This is a genomic window from Bartonella sp. MM73XJBT, from assembly GCF_028618465.1.
Lineage (GTDB): Bacteria > Pseudomonadota > Alphaproteobacteria > Rhizobiales > Rhizobiaceae > Bartonella.
On the sequence record NZ_JAQISY010000007.1, the window covers coordinates 85,553 to 101,392 of the forward strand.

The 15,840-nt window shown below is 35.9% G+C and carries 12 protein-coding genes and 1 tRNA gene; 8 read left to right on the top strand and 5 right to left on the bottom strand.

Annotated elements, in window-relative coordinates; translation table 11 throughout:
* The first annotated feature begins 116 nt into the window (after positions 1-116).
* Entirely contained in the window at positions 117-1,205 is a 1,089-nt protein-coding gene (locus tag PVV69_RS04010; RefSeq protein WP_404978367.1) for a site-specific DNA-methyltransferase, read from the top strand.
* Positions 1,206-1,608: 403 nt separating this feature from the next.
* On the opposite strand, the gene mutY is transcribed toward PVV69_RS04010, so the two are convergent.
* Entirely contained in the window at positions 1,609-2,715 is a 1,107-nt protein-coding gene (mutY, locus tag PVV69_RS04015; protein WP_273756547.1) for an A/G-specific adenine glycosylase, read from the bottom strand.
* 162 nt (positions 2,716-2,877) lie between these two features.
* Here mutY and PVV69_RS04020 point away from each other — a divergent pair, with 162 nt between their 5' ends.
* The 3 genes from PVV69_RS04020 to ppdK all read left to right on the top strand — a co-directional run bounded on the left by PVV69_RS04020 (position 2,878) and on the right by ppdK (position 6,965).
* Positions 2,878-3,372, top strand: coding sequence for a DUF721 domain-containing protein (locus PVV69_RS04020; protein ID WP_273756548.1), 495 nt, complete (start codon positions 2,878-2,880; stop codon positions 3,370-3,372).
* Positions 3,373-3,459: 87 nt separating this feature from the next.
* Positions 3,460-4,116 (top strand): DsbA family protein, encoded by a 657-nt coding sequence (locus tag PVV69_RS04025; RefSeq protein WP_273756549.1) that lies wholly within the window; start codon positions 3,460-3,462, stop codon positions 4,114-4,116.
* 182 nt (positions 4,117-4,298) lie between these two features.
* Positions 4,299-6,965: a pyruvate, phosphate dikinase gene (gene ppdK, locus PVV69_RS04030; RefSeq protein ID WP_273756550.1), complete on the top strand. Its 2,667-nt coding sequence runs from the start codon at positions 4,299-4,301 to the stop codon at positions 6,963-6,965.
* A 426-nt stretch (positions 6,966-7,391) separates the two neighbouring features.
* Here ppdK and PVV69_RS04035 read toward each other — a convergent pair whose 3' ends face one another.
* Complete coding sequence (locus PVV69_RS04035; protein ID WP_273756551.1) at positions 7,392-8,228, bottom strand: peptidoglycan-binding protein; 837 nt, start codon at positions 8,226-8,228, stop codon at positions 7,392-7,394.
* Between the two features lie 949 nt (positions 8,229-9,177).
* Here PVV69_RS04035 and PVV69_RS04040 point away from each other — a divergent pair.
* Positions 9,178-9,555, top strand: coding sequence for a DUF5330 domain-containing protein (locus tag PVV69_RS04040; protein WP_273756552.1), 378 nt, complete (start codon positions 9,178-9,180; stop codon positions 9,553-9,555).
* Positions 9,556-9,672: 117 nt separating this feature from the next.
* Complete coding sequence (locus PVV69_RS04045; RefSeq protein ID WP_273756553.1) at positions 9,673-10,083, top strand: SufE family protein; 411 nt, start codon at positions 9,673-9,675, stop codon at positions 10,081-10,083.
* Positions 10,084-10,184: 101 nt separating this feature from the next.
* Here PVV69_RS04045 and PVV69_RS04050 read toward each other — a convergent pair whose 3' ends face one another.
* A complete protein-coding gene (locus PVV69_RS04050) occupies positions 10,185-10,622 on the bottom strand; it encodes a MucR family transcriptional regulator (RefSeq protein ID WP_273756554.1) in 438 nt (145 codons plus the stop codon).
* Positions 10,623-11,431: 809 nt separating this feature from the next.
* Between PVV69_RS04050 and PVV69_RS04055 the strand changes: the two genes are divergently transcribed.
* Positions 11,432-13,528: a S9 family peptidase gene (locus PVV69_RS04055; RefSeq protein ID WP_273756555.1), complete on the top strand. Its 2,097-nt coding sequence runs from the start codon at positions 11,432-11,434 to the stop codon at positions 13,526-13,528.
* Between the two features lie 73 nt (positions 13,529-13,601).
* Here the strand turns inward: PVV69_RS04055 and PVV69_RS04060 are convergent, their stop codons facing one another.
* Complete coding sequence (locus PVV69_RS04060) at positions 13,602-14,204, bottom strand: superoxide dismutase (protein ID WP_273721807.1); 603 nt, start codon at positions 14,202-14,204, stop codon at positions 13,602-13,604.
* Between the two features lie 1,023 nt (positions 14,205-15,227).
* Between PVV69_RS04060 and PVV69_RS04065 the strand changes: the two genes are divergently transcribed.
* Positions 15,228-15,302, top strand: a tRNA-Gln gene (locus tag PVV69_RS04065).
* A gap of 231 nt (positions 15,303-15,533) precedes the next feature.
* On the opposite strand, the gene PVV69_RS04070 is transcribed toward PVV69_RS04065, so the two are convergent.
* On the bottom strand, positions 15,534-15,840 hold a 307-nt coding region (locus tag PVV69_RS04070; RefSeq protein WP_273756556.1), incomplete at its 5' end, for a toxin-activating lysine-acyltransferase.

The window sequence follows — 15,840 nt, forward strand, 5'->3', positions numbered from 1 at the left end:
ATAATGCGGGCCTATAAACCATTTTGATTGATTATAGGGTAAATTCAGTTCATTTTGTTGGGTTTTTCATGACAGTTATTCATCTTCAAAAAGATTTCATTCGTACACCCTCACAGATGCCATGGCGCAATAAAATTTTCAAAGGAGATTGTGTTGCAGTACTAGAAAAACTTCCAAAACACTCAGTTGATATGATTTTTGCGGATCCTCCCTATAATTTGCAATTGGATGGTGTGCTCTATCGTCCGGATCATTCACTCGTTGATGCAGTTGATGATGCATGGGATCAGTTTGAAAGTTTTGCTGCTTATGATGCTTTTACGCGTGCATGGTTGCTTGCTTGTCGTCGTGTATTAAAACCCAATGGGACGCTTTGGGTTATAGGATCTTACCATAATATTTTTCGGGTTGGTACGGCATTACAGGATTTAGGTTTTTGGGTGCTTAATGATATCATTTGGCGCAAAAATAATCCCATGCCTAATTTTCGGGGACGTCGTTTTCAAAATGCTCATGAGACGCTGATTTGGGCTGTTCGAGATCAAAAGGATAAAAAATACACATTTAATTATGATGCTTTAAAAGCCGCCAATGAAGATCTACAAATGCGTTCAGATTGGCTTTTCCCTCTCTGTACAGGAGCTGAACGTTTAAAAGATCAGGCAGGGCGTAAATTGCATCCAACACAAAAACCACAAGCGTTATTAGCCCGTATTATTATGGCTTCTAGTAAGCCTGGTGATGTCATTCTTGACCCGTTTTTCGGTTCGGGGACAACAGGTGCTGTAGCCAAACTTTTGGGACGTGATTTTGTGGGTATTGAACGTGAGCAGGACTATATTGATGCGGCGTGTGAAAGGATTGCAGCGATCACACCTTTAGACAAACCAGAATTGGCAATTTTGGACAGAAAAAAAGCAGAACCGCGTGTAGCATTTAACAGTTTGCTTGAAGCAGGTTTACTCTATCCTGGAGAAGTGCTTTATGATCGCAAGAAGCAAGTATCTGCTATTGTAAGAGCTGATGGCACGATCATGCATGGTGGTGAAGCTGGTTCTATTCATGCAATGGGCAGAAAGGCTCAAGATTCGCAAAGCTGTAACGGTTGGACATTTTGGTATTATGAGGAAAACGGACGGTTGAAACCTATCGATAATTTAAGAATGATCATACGTTCACAGATGTTGAAAACAGGTGTTTTATAAACCGAGCAGGCAATTTTTATTATATTGATTAAGCTCTAAAATGTTACGCTTTTATATTGAGATGATTTGTAAAGAGACGTATCGTTTTTGTTATGCATATATTCATCCTGTTTGTGATGTACAAGCAAGTGTTTTTTAAATTTTTCTAGTAGGCGGATGATATTATTCTTGACCCCGTTTGCAGTTCAAAAATAACAGGTGTTATTGCTAAACTTCTGAAACGTGACTCTGTAGATACTGAACGCGAGCAAGGCTACATGATAATTTGAAATGAGAAATGTTCACTATATTTGAGGTTCTCATTCAAGGAACAAAATGACAGATTATCATTATAAATCAATGATTTTTATAAAACAAAACACGACGTATTGAATTGAAAAGTTCGTTTTTACGCGTGATGGAATTATTTTAATCTAAAGGAATGGGGAATCGCTACGGAAATGGCTTTTTTCATAACAGTAGGAAGTGCTTCTTCGGCAAGATTTTGGATATCGCACCACCAGCCATTTTCACGGTTCATTTTGTGGACACTATGAGTATAATAAACATCGAGTTTCAGAGAAAAGTGGGTAAAGACATGTGTAATTTGTCCTTTAAATTGCCAGTTGGCGGTGAAGGGGGCATTTTGCAGACCATTTTCGTTGTTTTTTCCAATATTATTAGGAATTTGTGTCATTCCACCAAGGAGTTTTTTGCCTTGTCGTTTTTCCAGATATATTTGTCTATTTTCATTAAGAACAACAAAAGCAGCGCCAGTTTTTGAAGGGCGCTCTTTTTTAGGCTCTTTAACTGGAAAAGCTTCAGTTCTTTGCATTTTTGCTGCTTGGCAAAAAGTGTGAAGAGGGCAGAGGCAACAAGACGGTTTACGTGGTGTACAAATGGTTGCTCCCAGATCCATCATTGCTTGAGCAAAGTCACCAGGGCGCTTTAAAGCAGTAATTTCTTGTGTTTTTTCTTTGATTTCAGCTTTTGCTTTTGGCAATAGTGAAGCAATAGCAAAAAGGCGGGTTACCACGCGCTCGACATTACTATCAACCACTGCTACGGGATGATTAAAAGCAATTGCAGCAATGGCTGCGGCAGTATAGTCTCCAATACCTGATAGAGTACGCAATGCTTTTATAGATTGTGGAAATTGTCCTCCATAGTTTTCCACAAGCTGCTTAGCGCAATTGCTAAGATTTCGTGCGCGTGAGTAATATCCAAGTCCAGCCCATGCCTTCATGATATCATCTTGTGAGGCTTTCGCCAAAGAAGAAAGGTTAGGCCAAAGTTTCACAAATTTTTGAAAATAAGGTTTTACAGCTTCAACAGTTGTTTGTTGAAGCATAATTTCAGAAAGCCAAACGCGATAAGGATCAGGGCGAATACCTTGAGTTTGTTGCGTAGGGGTAATACGCCATGGCAAATGCCGGTGCTTTTTATCGTACCAAGAGAGAAGGTGCAAAGAAATCTCATGCATGATTGTTTTCAACCACAGGGAGATATAAAATGCAAAAGAAAAAAGCATGTTTTTTGCAATTCATATTCCATTTTGCTTCTTTAGTTGTAGAAATTTTGGTTAGGTGAGAATTGGAATTTTTAAATATTGGATGAAATGTTTTGGGAAATAGTTTTGAGATAAAAGAATTTTTTGTAATTGAGTACATTGCTGAATATGTAATCTAGGGAAATGAGCAAACAATTTAAAAAACGCCATTTTTATTCTCTTTCTGAGACGGTATCCAAAATGCTTGATCCGGTTTTACGTAAACGGACAGGGTTGAATGTTGCGCTGATAGAGCATTGGCCACAGATTGTAGGTTATGATATGAGTGAACATACAATGCCGCTTAAAATTATTTGGAAATGTCATGCGGTTCAAGATGAAGTTTTTCAACCAGCAACACTTATTATAGCATGTGAAGGATTTGCAGCATTAAAATTAATGCACGAAACAAATGAATTGCTCCATAGAATTAATGTTTTTTTTGGCTATATTGCTATTGATCATATCAAGATTGAGCAAAGATCTGTATCTGTTCTAGCAAATCATTTAACTTTGAAATCAAATCTGAATGAAAAGGACAAAAAACATATAGCCAAAATGCTTGAGAAAGTTGAAAATGAGAGTTTACGTCAATCGCTTTATAAACTTGGCTGTTGCATTTTCGCAGAAAAAAAATAAATAATAAGACATTTTATATATTTTCTTTTAATATACGAGAGAGTATTGGATTCTTATTCGTTTAATAACAACAGAAAAGTATTATTTATGATAGCCTATCGTTCTTTTTTGTCTTTCTGGATAATTTTTTTCTTAACGATAACTGTACAAACCAGTGCAACGATCACGTTAGCGAGTGGTGCTAAACTCGTTTCAACTGTTGATATGGCTGAAGTCCTTCAATCGAGAAAAGTGAAGGATCGGTTTGAGGGAGAGGGAGATGCCCCAGTAACAATTGTTGAATATGCCTCGTTGACTTGTGTTCATTGTGCACATTTTTATAATGATGTACTTCCAGAAATTCGTAAAAAATATATAAAAACAGGAAAAGTAAAACTTATTTTTCGAGAATATGCTTTTGATCCCCGAGCAACAGCAGGCTTTATGTTGGCGCGATGTGTACCAGAAGATCGCTATTTTCCTTTGATAGAAGTTTTATTTCAAAAACAAGAGGAGTGGGTTTGGGTAAAAGATGCTCTAACACCATTAAAGGCCATTAGCCTCATGGCAGGTTTTACAGATGAGAGTTTTACTTCTTGTCTAAAAAATCAGACTATTTTAGATGAAGTGAATGCATCTTATGAGCGTGGTAAAGAGCTTGGTGTTACAGCAACCCCTACTTTTTTTATCAATGGGAATAAGTATGAAGGTATCATGTCGGTAGAAGAGTTTTCTTCGATAATTGATAGTTTTCTTAAAAACTAAATTTTCTCCACGTGAAGAAGGGTATGAGTAGTTATTGTCATTGCCCTTTTGAAAGAATTAGTTTTGTGCATTGATAAAGCGATATTTGCTTTGGTTGGGCTCATGATGAATCGAATCATTGCTTTTAATGGTGAATTTGGGGCACATGGTGTTTTTATGCTGATATAAGAGGGACTCGTGGGATGGCAAAATGGGTTTATAGTTTTGGGGATGGCAGTGCAGAAGGAAATGCGAGCGAACGCAATCTTCTTGGTGGCAAAGGGGCTAATTTGGCAGAAATGAGTAATCTTGGTTTGCCTGTACCTCCTGGATTTACTCTTACAACGGAAGTTTGTAATTTTTATTATGCAAATAACAAATCATATCCGGAAGAATTGCAGCAAGTGGTGCAGCAAGCATTAAGACGTGTTGGTGAACTAACAGAACGTGAATTTGGTAATGAAAAAAAGCCTCTTTTACTCTCTGTGCGCTCAGGGGCTAGGGCTTCAATGCCAGGAATGATGGATACAGTGCTAAACCTTGGCATGAATGATGCGACTGTAAAAGCAATTGCTTTACAAACGAAGAACGAACGTTTTGCTTATGATAGTTATCGTCGTTTTATTCAAATGTATTCTAATGTTGTTTTAGGGTTAGAGCATTCGTATTTTGAAGAGATACTTGATGAGTCAAAAGCGTGTAATGGTTATACTGTTGATACAGAAATGACAGCGGATGATTGGAAGGATGTTATTCTTTCTTATAAGGCATATGTGGAAGAACAGTTAGGGAAACCTTTTCCGCAAGATCCTGAACAACAGTTGTGGGGGGCGATTGGAGCAGTTTTTTCAAGTTGGATGACAACACGTGCAGTGACTTACCGCCGTTTACATAATATTCCTGAAAGTTGGGGCACGGCAGTTAATGTGCAAGCGATGGTTTTTGGTAATATGGGGGAAGATTCCGCAACAGGTGTTGCTTTTACACGCAATCCATCAACAGGGCAAAAAGAACTTTATGGTGAATTTCTTGTAGATGCACAGGGTGAAGATGTGGTAGCGGGTATTCGGACTCCCCAAAATATCACAGAAAATGCGCGTATTGTTGCTGGTTCAAATAAGCTATCTTTGGAAAAGATTATGCCAGAGGCTTTTTTGAAGCTATGTCAGATTGCACAAAAGCTGGAGCAGCATTATCAGGACATGCAAGACCTCGAATTTACCATTGAAAAAGGTAAATTATGGATGTTGCAGACGCGTTCAGGAAAACGAACAGCTCGTGCGGCTTTAAAGATGGCGATTGAAATGGTTGAAGAGGGGTTGATAAGCCGTGAAGAGGCGGTAAGGCGCATTGAAGCAAAATCGCTTGATCAACTTCTCCATCCAACACTTGATCCTAAGGCAGAACGTTTTATCATCGCACGTGGTTTACCTGCTTCTCCAGGAGCGGCAACGGGTGAAATTGTTTTTACTTCAGAAGAGGCAGAAAATCTGTCTGCAGAAGGCCGCAAAGTTATTTTGGTACGTGTAGAAACAAGTCCAGAAGATATTCATGGTATGCATGCAGCAGAAGGGATTTTAACGACGCGCGGCGGTATGACAAGCCATGCTGCTGTTGTTGCGCGTGGTATGGGAAAGCCGTGTATTGCTGGTGCTGGTAGTGTGCGAATTGATTATAATACAAACACAATGTTTGCTTCAGGACAAAGTTTTAAAAAGGGTGATATCATTACCATTGATGGTGGAAGTGGAGAAATTTTTAAAGGCAAGGTTGCAATGCTGCAACCTGAGCTTTGTGGAGATTTTGCAAAATTGATGGAGTGGGCTGATGGAATGCGACGTATAAGGGTTCGTGCCAATGCTGAAACACCGTCTGATGCGCGTATGGCGCGTTCTTTTGGAGCTGAAGGTATTGGACTTTGCCGTACAGAACATATGTTTTTTTCTGGTGAACGTATTGTTGCCATGCGTGAAATGATTTTAAGTAATGATGAAAGCGGACGTCGTAAAGCATTAGATAAACTTTTACCTATGCAGCGTTCAGACTTTAGTGAATTGTTTGAAATTATGTCTGGGTTGCCTGTTACTATTCGCTTGCTGGATCCACCATTGCATGAATTCTTACCAAAAACCGATGCAGAAATTCTTGAAGTTGCCACGGCTATGGGTGTTTCTGCTGACGTACTTTCTGAACGTGCACAGCAGTTGCATGAATTTAATCCTATGCTTGGATTACGAGGATGCCGTTTAGCTATTACTTATCCAGAAATTGCACAAATGCAGGCACGAGCTATTTTTGAAGCAGCAGCAGAAGCTGCTCAAAAGTCTGGATCTCCTGTTATACTTGAAATTATGGTGCCGCTTGTTGCGCTTAAAGCTGAGCTTGATTTTGTAAAAGCGCGTATTGATCAGGTAGCTGATGAAGTGATGAAGGAAAAGGGAAGCAATATTCAATATATGGTTGGAACGATGATTGAGCTTCCAAGGGCTGCTCTTCGAGCAGGTGAAATTGCAGAAACTGCGGAGTTTTTTTCATTTGGAACAAATGATTTGACACAAACTACTTTTGGAATTTCACGTGATGATGCTGCTCCTTTTTTGGCAACGTATTTTCAAAAAGGACTTTTAGAACAAGATCCTTTTGTATCCATTGATCGTGATGGAGTAGGGGAGCTTATTGCTACTGCTGTACAGCGTGGTCGTTTACAGCGTGCAAAAATAAAATTGGGAATTTGCGGTGAACACGGAGGTGATCCTGCTTCCATTGCTTTATGCGAAGAGAATGCTCTGGATTATGTATCATGTTCTCCTTTCCGAGTACCAATTGCGCGTTTAGCAGCAGCGCAAGCGGCGATTGCAAAAAAGATGTAAAAATTTTGAGTTATTTCATTATGTGATAGTTCTTCTTGCATTTGCATGATTCATAAGAGGATATTTACTGCTTTCCTCAATATTTTTATGGATAGGTTCATCCCTCTTGTAACCTGCAAGCAGGTGCTTTTTGCTATTTATAATAAAAAGGGATGGTCAGAGAATTCTACTGTATGAGGCATGCTCGTGCAGATTTAAAACGATTATTTATCTTTATAAATCAATACGTTAACTTATACATGGAGAATAAATTGTACCTACTCTGCATTCTCTTATCTAAGAAGGGGAAAACTCTAAGATACATTACGAGTTTTAGTATGAGAGAAAGAAAAACATGCCTTTGATAGAATTATGAGAGCAGGTATAGGGTAAAATAATACAGTATCCCATATTTTTAGTATTTGCTTTACAAGATAGTGTTTACCTTCAATGCAACAAACCAACTTCGCGCATTTTTATCAAAACAACTTGATCAATTTTCCCTGTTATAGGAAGATCAAACATTTTTTGAAATTGTTTTAAGGCTTCTCTCGTTTTTTGATCTTCTATACCTGTGGCAACAACTTCTCTGTTACCGAAAATACGTAAAGCTTTTTGCACTTGTATAATATCTTCCACAAGAGGCTCTAAAACAGTTTTTTTTGAGTGCAGCATATTTTTTGTTTCATTGGCCATTTCCATTTCGCTTTGTTGAATTAATATCGCAATTTCATCTGTGGTAGAGTTGGATAAAAGATTACTTGGCAGTTTCTGAGCCGATTGTTGTTGCCATAATGCTATGGCACGACGTGTTTTAGGACCTTCTAGTCCATCTAAAGGACCATCATAAAGTCCTAGTTTGACTAACTTATTTTGTATTTTTAGTATGTTTTCTGACGTAGAATACGAAGATGAATTTTGGCGGAGATAGTTTGGAGACATTATAGAAGGAACATGAGAACCTGCATGAAATTTTGTTTCTTTTTCAGACAAAGTAGAGTTTTTCTCTATCTGTTGAGCATGGGTGAATTTCATTTTAGTGAAGATATCCTGATGCATTGCCATTTGCAAAAATAAAGCATTAAGTGAAACAAAGCCAAAACTAATGGTAAAAAGACAAGCTCCAATGAAGAACAAAGTATTTTTTCGTGTATAAAAATAAAATGTTTTTGCTATCCAAAAAAGAAAACGACCGCTCATAAGAAAAAGGGTTATAACAATACTACTATAGTGTTTACGCTTTTTCACATTTTTTGTTCTGTGCGTCTTTCGTTTTTTTGTCATTATTTTTATTTTTATTCCAATTGTGATTGTTTCCTACAGAGAAACAAATGTAAGTTATTCTCATGTTATGAGAGGAGATTACATTTCTATCGTTGTTTCTTCCTTACAAATTATTAAAAATGAGTAAAATTATCCTTTAAATGTACAAGCTGACAAATTAACTGTAGCCCTCATCCAATTTTCTTAAAGTTTATATTCTCTAGCATTTTTAGTACGCATAAAAAGGACTGCTACTTAAGCGATGCTACTTTTTATACTCATAAATCATATCATTACATCGTGTATCAAACGAAAAGTTGCTCCGTCATTTCCGCATTTTTCTTGTGCAATATTATTGATATGGGGCAACATTGAAATCGAATAAAAACACATTTTCTTATCACCCTATAGAGCTCATAGCAGTGTGTATCCTTTCCAAATATTTCATATGTACAGGAAGGGTATATTTGAGTGGTGTTATGCACATAATTTCCCAACTTTATATATGTTTGAGTCTAAATTCTCTCTATAAACATTTCATAAATTTTATAGATTTTAACGAAAGTAATTTTAAAAATATCTGTAAGAGAATAAGCTAGCATCTTAATCTTTATAATTTGATAACGGCACTTTCTTATAAAACAAAAAATGGCAACATATTTTGTACAGTATCGTATCTCTCATCTATTATCTGGTTATCACAACATAGTTTTTCTGCTGCATTTGTCTTCATTATATATCATGGAAGTGTAAAATCTCTATTTTCAACGCTTTTTTTGATTGTGCAATTTTGACGTTAATTTTTACATAAAAAGAGAATGCTTCTTAATTTTTGTACATCCGCATCATGAAGCATGTAAATTTTCTCAACAAATGTTCGGTTTCGTAAAATGCTTATTTTATAAATTTTTTATAAAGAAGAAGAATATAGACTGCTATTTCATTTACAGTTACGGTACATTGGTTGCCTATGATACGTTTTTTGATAAAATTGTTATTATTTTTGTTTGTTGTTTTTGTCATCATTTCATTTTTTGTAGCAAAGCCGAGCAATAATCATTCCTCTACGCAAAAAAATAGTGAGACAACAACAAGTGATGTAGTTATTGCTTTTAAGGAAGCTTTTAAGGATTTAAGAAAATTCTGTGATCGTAATATAGAAGCTTGCAAAGTTGGAAAGTCGTTTTTAAGTTCACTTGGTGAACGCGCCTATTATGGTGCGAGAGCAACTTACGAATATTTAGGGGGGATACTGGATAACAAGAATAAAATAGCTCCCTCAGATGTTACTCCTAAGACAGAAAGATGGTCGCCCCCGCAAAAACAAAACCTCCAAGTACTCCCTTGAAATACAAATTTTCAATCTTTACCCTTGCTGTTATGCTAAGAAGAATAAGTACTTTTGAGCATATCTATCAAGCAATTGCATTCAATATGATCATCAAGACAAAATAGGACTGAGATTATGACAGACACGATCGATGATATTATAGAAAACTTTTCTCTCTTGGATAATTGGGAAGATCGTTATCGTTATGTGATTGAACTTGGCCACGAATTACCGCCTTTTCCGGAAAGTGCCCGAAACGATGCGCATAAAGTGCCTGGTTGTGTAAGCCAAGTATGGCTTTTATCTTCACGTAATAATTTAGAAAATCCAATAATAACGTTTCAAGGTGATTCTGATGCTCATATTGTACGCGGACTTATCTATATTCTTCTTACCTTCTATTCAGGGAAAAAAGCCTCGGAAATTCGCGAGGCTGATGCTGAAGGACTCTTTGCAACACTTGGTTTAAATGAAAATCTTACACCACAACGGTCAAATGGACTTAAATCGATGATTGAACGAATTCGTAATGAAAGTTATATATAAAAAGGCATCTCGTAGCAAAACCACGCAAAAATTTTCACAAGAAAACATCTGATAAAAACACTTTTCTATACCAGAGGCATCCACTTCTTTGTAAAGTACCCTCACTTGTTTTTTTTCCGTTTACTTTTGCGCCCAAGTCCCATTTCTTTTGCTAAAGCTGAGCGTGCTTTTGCATAATTAGGTGCCACCATAGGATAAGAACTGTCCAACTGCCACTTTTCACGATATTCTTCTGGTAACATCCCATAATGTGTCATGAGGTGACGCTTTAAAGATTTAAACTTTTTCCCATCCTCAAGACAGATGAGATAATCTGGAAAAATCGAACGTTTTGGGTTAACTGCAGGTCTTTGCTTTTCAACTTCAGCTTCTATGAGATCTGCATTCCCCGCTTTACGAAAAGCGGCATGAACATCAGCAATCAAACTTGGCACTTCAGTCGGTCGAATAGAATTATTACTTACGTAGGCAGCAACAATATCAGCAACCAATGTAATAACTAAATTGCTTTCAGTCTCTAAGACTGGACGATGTTCCATTCTTGTTTCCTTTAATTTATCGAGTAATTAAAAACCGAGATACAGCACATATACTCATGATATAGAGATCTCATGCACACAGGCTTCATATTGTACAAAAATCTTTTTTGTCAATTCAATTATTCTATAAAATTGCTAAAACACAAAAAAATCAAATAAACACCTCTTTTTAGTCATAATCTTCAATGAGAAGAGACCATAATTCACCTGTTATAATATAGACTTATTCTATAAAATTTTACGTATAAAATAGAATATATCATAAAAATATAAATAATATAACACAAAGTTATGTATTTCATAGAGAGAAAATAAATAAAAATACTAAAATATAACTTTACTTTAGTATTTTTAAATTATAACTATGTAAATTATTATTTATTTTATAGAATTATAATTATTTTTCATAAGCATTCTTATTTGAATATAAAAAGTAACTTAAACAATTTTTGAAATTTAAAAATACGATAAGGACAATAAGGAATCACATGTTAGCATAATATAGAAAGATCTTTTTCTTTTTAGGTTATAATACTAATATTTTATATATCTTAAAGCCAGTTTCATTATTTAAAGAAAAATTCAATTCTGCTACTAAATAGCCTTATTTTCTTTAGTTTTTAAATTTCTGTAAAAGTGTCATGCTCTTCATAGAAGGGATCTTGGTGACATATAATAACGGAATATATTATGTAATGGTAGAAATTGTTGCAGCTATAAGCGGAAGTTATGCAAGTACACACTTGCATAAATAATATGATTCTAACATATAGATGAAATCCTCAATATCTTTTAACATAGGATTATATATGACTGGCTCTTTTGTATTTCCTCCCAAGGCATCCAAAATTATTTATAAAGAAATGCATCACGGTATTTGTCGTGATGATCCCTATCATTGGTTACGTGCATCTAATTGGCAAGATGTTTTTAAAAACCCTAACTGTCTTGATGCAAATATTCGACTTCATCTTGAAAAGGAAAACACTTATCAGACTGCTCAAATGTCTGATACGAAGCCATTACAAGATTTACTTTTTACTGAAATGAAAAATCGTATTCAAGAGAATGATAGTTCAGTTCCTATAAAAAATGGGCCTTTTGCTTATGGATTCTCTTATGTTACTGGAGGACAACAACCACATTATTTTCGTATACCAAGGAATGGCGGAGAAAAAAATATTTATCTCAATGGCGATAGTTTGGCTGAAGGTAAAGAATATTTTCACTTTGGTTCCGTTCAAGAATCTCCTGATCATAGACATGTTGTATGGACTTATGATGACAAAGGATCAGAATTCTACACAGCTAAAATTCGTCATTTTGAAACATTATCTGACCATATGGATATAATTACTGATACATCCGGACAGATTGTATGGGATGCTAAATCTGAAGGTTTTTTCTACACGAAGATGGATGAAAACCATCGACCTTCGGAGCTCTATTATCACCGATTAAACACCGACCAATCGCAAGATAAACTCATTTTCCGTGAAGATAATCCAGGATTTTTTTTACACGTAAATGGTTCTAAGCTTAATGATGTTATTTATATTAATATTCATGATCATGAAACGTCAGAGGTTTGGTTGATCCCCGCTGCCGCACCTCTTACTGCTCCTCAATGTGTAAGGAAACGACAAAAAGGTGTAGAATATTCACTGACAGAAGGTGGTGATGTGTTTTATATTTTGACCAACCAAGATGACGCAAAAGATTTCAAAATTATGGTAGCACCAACTACATCTCCACAATCAGAAAATTGGTCTGAGCTTGTTCCACACCAGCTTGGGTGTCTCATATTATCCCATGACGCTTATCAGGATTTTCTTATCTGGCTCGAACGTTTTGAAGGACTCCCTCGTATAAAAGTAATGGAGCGTACCACGAAACAAATCCATTCCATTGCTTTTACTGAAGAAGCTTATTCTTTAGGTCTACAAGGTGCTGCAGAATATAACAGTCAAACCATTCGCTTTTCTTATTCGTCCATGACAACACCTGATCAAGTATTTGATTATGAGATGAAAAGTCGCAAACAAGTGCTTTTAAAAACACAAATAATTCCCTCTGGGCATAATAAAGATGAGTATGTAACACGACGTATTACAGCAATAGCAGATGATGGCGAGAAAATCCCTATTTCTCTTTTATATCACAAAACCACTGTTCTTAATGGTAGTGCACCCTGTCTACTTTACGGTTATGGTGCCTATGGAATTTCTATTCCAGCCAGTTTTAATAGCAATATACTTTCCTTGGTTAACAGAGGTTTTATTTATGCTATTGCCCATATTCGTGGGGGAAAAGAAAAGGGAGTTGAATGGTATGAGAAAGGAAAACATTCCTTTAAATACAACACATTTACAGATTTTATTGCTTGTGGACGTTATCTTGTAAATAATAAATTCACTTCTCACGACCGCCTCATTGCTCATGGTGGTTCAGCAGGAGGGATGTTGATGGGGGCTATTGCCAATATAGCTCCACAGGATTTTGCTGGAATTGTAGCGAGTGTACCCTTTGTTGATGTTTTAACAACCATGTTAGATGCTTCATTGCCACTAACGCCTCCCGAATGGCCCGAATGGGGCAATCCTCTTGAATCAGAAGAGGATTATAACCTTATTGCTTCTTATTCCCCTTACGATAATGTTAAAGCTCAAAAATACCCTCCTATACTCGCAATCGCGGGATTAACAGATCCTCGTGTAACCTATTGGGAGCCTGCGAAATGGGTGGCAAAATTACGAGATTTAAAAACAGACGATAACGCGATTTTATTACGCATTAATATGGATTCAGGTCATGCAGGAGCAGCTGGGCGTTTTTCAAAGCTAGAAGAAATTGCATATATCTATGCATATATCTTAAAAATAGTGGAAAAAATGACGGTTAATTGAAACACTTTGATCTTTTTAAAAAGCTCCATAATCCAAAAATTATGGAGCTTTTAATAAAAATGGAAGACTAGTTTTAAAATTCACAATCTTCATAAAGTTTTAAAACATAATCCCAATTAATGAGATTATCGACAAAAGCTTCAAGATATTTGGGGCGTGCATTGCGATAGTCAATGTAGTAGGAATGCTCCCACACATCGACACCTAGAATAGGTTGAGCATTATGAATTAAAGGATTTTCACCATTAGGTGTTTTCATAATTTCAAGTTTACCATTTTTAACAGCAACCCATGTCCACCCAGAACCAAATTGGGCAACGCCAGCAGCAATAAAATCAGTGCGGAATTTATTATAACCACCTAAATCAGCATCAATAGCTTTTGCTAATTTTTCAGGAATTTTTTGACCACCACCACCTTTTTTCATCCAAAGCCAAAAATGGTTATGATTGTAATATTGTGCTGCGTTATTAAATAATCCAATATTTTTTCCAAAACTTTTTTTGACGATATCTTCAAGGCTTTCATTTTCTAGGCCTAACTCTTTCACAAAATTATTGGTATTGGTAAGATAAGCAAGGTGATGCTTATCACGATGATATTCAAGCGTTTCGCGTGACATATAAGGCGAAAGGGCATCATAGTCATAAGGCAATGGGGCCAATTCAAAAGCCATTTAAAAGTCTCCTTGATTCTAATTGTTAAGCTCACTCCACAAACCTAATTTGCCATTTACACAATCTAAAAGCAAATATTGAATATCTATTTGTATTAAAATTTTGATGATTATTCCTTCATAAATGTGTTTCTGGGTGTATGTACTTGAGTAAGCAAAATAGCATTAATTTATATACGACTTTTGAAGGTTTTTTCCATCGGTGAATTCATAAAAAACCAATTATCATTTTTAATAGTGATATATCACTTCATTAAGGATCGTAAAGATGAATTGAGATAGTTATAAGACCTTATTTTGTTATCTAAAACCTTCCTCTCAGTACAATATAAAATGTCTTCAATATTTGTAATTTTTTTTTATTCTCTTTATTTTATTCTCTTTATAAAGTGTATGAGTATTTCTATCACAGTGAGTCTAATAGAAACGCTTGCGATTATTTTTTGCAGAGAGTTTGTGTTTTGATTCAGACTTTAGAAATTTTTATAAGTTGAATGATATTTTTCAGTTTGCAACTATTGATGCCTTAATAAGCTTGTCCATAATCAGCTCATTATATTTATCATGCATTATGAGTGTAATATTCAGTGAGCAGAAGGAAATTATTGTATATTGAAGGACCAAAAATCGAGAATGTGATTAAGAAGACAAAAAGCATCAACATACAAAACTATTCTGTTTTCCTCTCTTATTAAACAGTTTAGATTTGGGGGCATCGAGACAACATATCACTTCATGGTGATTCATAAATACCTCAGTGAAGTACAGAATTAGCATTACCTCAGCCATAAAAACTAAATAAAATAGCAAAATACGAGAAATGCAAAATAACTGATGGATTAAGAGCTATTCTTTGTGCTAAAATCAACAGTGAGTGTGGGGTTTGTTATAACTGTTGCATTAACAACAAATAAGATTTCAAAACTTTATGATAAAAAAGTAAAAGCTTTGATTTTCAGATATTGCACACTCTTACAGGAATCGCTATAAGGTGCAAAAATATTTGTAAGCGTATTTTTCTTTTGGGGTATAGCCAAGCGGTAAGGCACCGGTTTTTGGTACCGGCATTCCCTGGTTCGAATCCAGGTACCCCAGCCAATGTTTAATGAAATTAGTTTCAAAGTTTAGCTTGAGAGTGGATTCCCCCTTAACCATCTGTTGCTATTCATAGCAGATCTGGTAAGCTGAAAAATACCTATTTGTAGCGGGTTAGCTCTAAATATGGTAAGTTTTTCTTTTACTATAGCTATCGCTCAAAGAACTCTTTTAAAAGCTTCTTTTCTATAAGAGGGGGCATAAATGATTTATGCTCACTTGTTTTTATAATAACTATTTGGATGGACTTTGTTCTCTATAGCAACACCAGCGGGTGATTTTTCGTATCCCGCCATCTTCATTACGTCGTACAGCATACCAGTACTTCTGATCAGGAAATACATGTCGCTGCATATCGCGTACAATACGAGCTGCATGACTATGAGGTGCAACAAAATTGATGAACCACATATATTTCCCCGCTTCTACAAAGCCACCCAAAGTGTGGATACTTAAATCATCAATGCGTCCATCAACAGGTGCATAAAGTGATAAATGGTCAAGACGATATTGGCAGCTGTCAAGTTTGGCTTTTAATCCT

Excerpts from the sequence above, each read along its gene's own strand:
- PVV69_RS04010 (WP_404978367.1), top strand. The coding sequence starts at position 117 with ATGCCATGGCGCAATAAAATTTTCAAAGGAGATTGTGTTGCAGTACTA.
- mutY (WP_273756547.1), bottom strand. The coding sequence starts at position 2,715 with ATGCTTTTTTCTTTTGCATTTTATATCTCCCTGTGGTTGAAAACAATC.
- PVV69_RS04020 (WP_273756548.1), top strand. The coding sequence starts at position 2,878 with ATGAGCAAACAATTTAAAAAACGCCATTTTTATTCTCTTTCTGAGACG.
- PVV69_RS04025 (WP_273756549.1), top strand. The coding sequence starts at position 3,460 with ATGATAGCCTATCGTTCTTTTTTGTCTTTCTGGATAATTTTTTTCTTA.
- ppdK (WP_273756550.1), top strand. The coding sequence starts at position 4,299 with ATGGCAAAATGGGTTTATAGTTTTGGGGATGGCAGTGCAGAAGGAAAT.
- PVV69_RS04035 (WP_273756551.1), bottom strand. The coding sequence starts at position 8,228 with ATGACAAAAAAACGAAAGACGCACAGAACAAAAAATGTGAAAAAGCGT.
- PVV69_RS04040 (WP_273756552.1), top strand. The coding sequence starts at position 9,178 with ATGATACGTTTTTTGATAAAATTGTTATTATTTTTGTTTGTTGTTTTT.
- PVV69_RS04045 (WP_273756553.1), top strand. The coding sequence starts at position 9,673 with ATGACAGACACGATCGATGATATTATAGAAAACTTTTCTCTCTTGGAT.
- PVV69_RS04050 (WP_273756554.1), bottom strand. The coding sequence starts at position 10,622 with ATGGAACATCGTCCAGTCTTAGAGACTGAAAGCAATTTAGTTATTACA.
- PVV69_RS04055 (WP_273756555.1), top strand. The coding sequence starts at position 11,432 with ATGACTGGCTCTTTTGTATTTCCTCCCAAGGCATCCAAAATTATTTAT.
- PVV69_RS04060 (WP_273721807.1), bottom strand. The coding sequence starts at position 14,204 with ATGGCTTTTGAATTGGCCCCATTGCCTTATGACTATGATGCCCTTTCG.